Genomic DNA, 2,038 nt, shown 5'->3' on the forward strand with positions numbered 1-2,038 from the left:
GAGTACATCGATTATACTCAGTGCAGGTAGGTCGAAGGACGATGACGATAAAAGAGGAGATTGCTTCGCTAGAGCCTGTACTGAGCCAGTCGAAGTACTCGCAATGACGTCTCTATGGATTCCCGATAACGGTCCTCGGGAGATCTCTTGTGAATGGCGAGATAACCGAAGTTGGATTCAGTATGTAAAGTCGATATGGATAACAATGACATATCATTCAGGAAGATCTTTTAAATACACACCTTTCCGCTCACGCAAGCTTTTCCTTGCTCTTTCAACTCGGAATAAAAACCTCGGATCATGCTCCAACCGGTAATCAAACCAATCATCCTCTGAAGCAAAGCCTATCAAAATGCCGGCAGGTTTTCCATGCCGAGTTATTATTATCTCTTCTTCCTCTGCCAAGTGCAAATATTCCGAGAGTTGATCCTTTACTTCTGACAATGGCACTTTCTTCATTCTTTTTCTCCCAACTCTTCAAGCCAGGCAGGAGCCTTTGATTTTGGTACAATCGCCAATATTTCTACTGCCGCCTCTACTATATCATAGAACACTCGAATTTCACCGACAAGTAACCGATATTGAGGACGACTGATCCCCTGCAAACGTTTTATTCGACTTCGACTTGTTTTATTGGGCTCATGGCTTAGATGTCGTCCGATCGCATCGCGCACTATAGCACGATCTCTTGCTGATAATCGCGTAAAATCTTCAACGGCCTCCGGAGCAAAAATGATCTTGTATTTGATTCTGGCTATATTATAGCCAGATTGTGATAGATCGTCAAGAGCGCAGAGAAAAAGAAACGGGACGCGTCAGGCCTTGACATGAGACTTAACTGGCTGAATACATGTTTGTTTTTTTCTAGGAAAATGGAAAAGCTGGTACTACTCGTATTAATCTTATTTTTATTCCTCCCCGCTGTTTGTTAAGTTGTGATTATTAATTTCCTTATTATGAATCTCATCCTTCTTGCCCTTTTCCTTCTTTTTGTCGAAGTACCCCTAATTCTTCGATAAAAAAAGGAGATTGCCACAGTGGAGTCTATACTGAGTAGGTCGAAGTACAATGACAATATGGATCCCCGATAAATGAATTCGGGGATGACATTGGGGATTGCGGCTGTTAGCACAGGGTCACACATGGGGATCCTAATATTATAAAAACTAAGAATTTCGGTACAAAAGGGAAAATGAATCGGCGAAAATCAGGTCGCCGTATCAATTAAGTAATAAGTGGAGGACTAAAGTCCTCCGCTATGTCTCGATTCGCGGCTGGAAGCCGCTCCTACTAAGGTTTTTGAGGTGACTTTGATGAAAACAGGTGAACAGGTGTATTCGCAATAAATTTTGTGCTCCGATGTTTCTGTCTAGTAGCATTCGAGAATAAAAAAATGGCGGGATGCTTTTTATTTAACTTTACCCATTGAACTGATAGTCTCGAATTCCTTTTTTGTAACGGGCATGACTGAGAGGCGGGTTTGTTTAATGAGCGCTATGTTTTTTAGACGTCTGTCCATTTTAATTTCTGACAATGAGACGGGATTTTTGAAGGTTTCCTTAGGTTTTGCATCTACAGCAACCCAGCGCCCGTCATCTGTAGTTGGATCTTGATATGCTTCCTTGATCACTTCGGCAATTCCTACGACCTCTAATCCTTCCTTGCTGTGATAGTAAAGAACGAGGTCTCCTAAGTTCATACTTTTTAAATTGTTTCTCGCCTGATAATTTCTGACCCCATCCCAATACGTCCAACCGTCTTTAAGAAAATCATCCCAGGAGTATTTGAATGGTTCAGATTTCACCAGCCAGTATTTCATGAGCGTTATTATAATTTTCAGATTTGGCTTTTCAACTTTGGGGTGGGTTACTCAGGATACAATAGATAAGGACTTTTTTATTATTTTTCTAATCCATATCAATGCTACTGACTGCTATATCGGCTTCTTCACCGTAGGCTTCCCTCAAAAGTTCTTCGATTACGGCTTTAAAGTCTTTTCGGTCTGTTATTCTAATAGCCTCAAGGAAGAAATCCAATT

The 2,038-nt window shown here is 41.2% G+C and carries 3 protein-coding genes; all 3 read right to left on the bottom strand.

Going from position 1 to position 2,038, the window contains the following annotated elements; translation table 11 throughout:
- Nucleotides 1–213: 213 nt before the first annotated feature.
- A complete protein-coding gene (locus VGA95_12520) occupies nucleotides 214–459 on the bottom strand; it encodes a type II toxin-antitoxin system Phd/YefM family antitoxin (protein HEX9667364.1) in 246 nt (81 codons plus the stop codon).
- On the bottom strand, nucleotides 456–674 hold the full coding sequence (locus VGA95_12525; protein ID HEX9667365.1) for a type II toxin-antitoxin system RelE/ParE family toxin: 219 nt from the start codon (nucleotides 672–674) through the stop codon (nucleotides 456–458). Before VGA95_12525 ends, VGA95_12520 begins: the two co-directional genes overlap by 4 nt.
- A gap of 734 nt (nucleotides 675–1,408) precedes the next feature.
- Nucleotides 1,409–1,819, bottom strand: a complete 411-nt coding sequence (locus VGA95_12530) for an EVE domain-containing protein (protein ID HEX9667366.1) — start codon at nucleotides 1,817–1,819, stop codon at nucleotides 1,409–1,411.
- Nucleotides 1,820–2,038 lie beyond the last annotated feature (219 nt).

The organism is Thermodesulfobacteriota bacterium (genome assembly GCA_036397855.1).
In the GTDB taxonomy this organism is placed as follows: Bacteria; Desulfobacterota_D; UBA1144; order Nemesobacterales; family CSP1-2; genus DASWID01.

What these genes read in the sequence shown, in the direction of transcription:
- VGA95_12520 (HEX9667364.1), bottom strand. Translation starts at nt 459, where the DNA reads ATGAAGAAAGTGCCATTGTCAGAAGTAAAGGATCAACTCTCGGAATAT.
- VGA95_12530 (HEX9667366.1), bottom strand. Translation starts at nt 1,819, where the DNA reads ATGAAATACTGGCTGGTGAAATCTGAACCATTCAAATACTCCTGGGAT.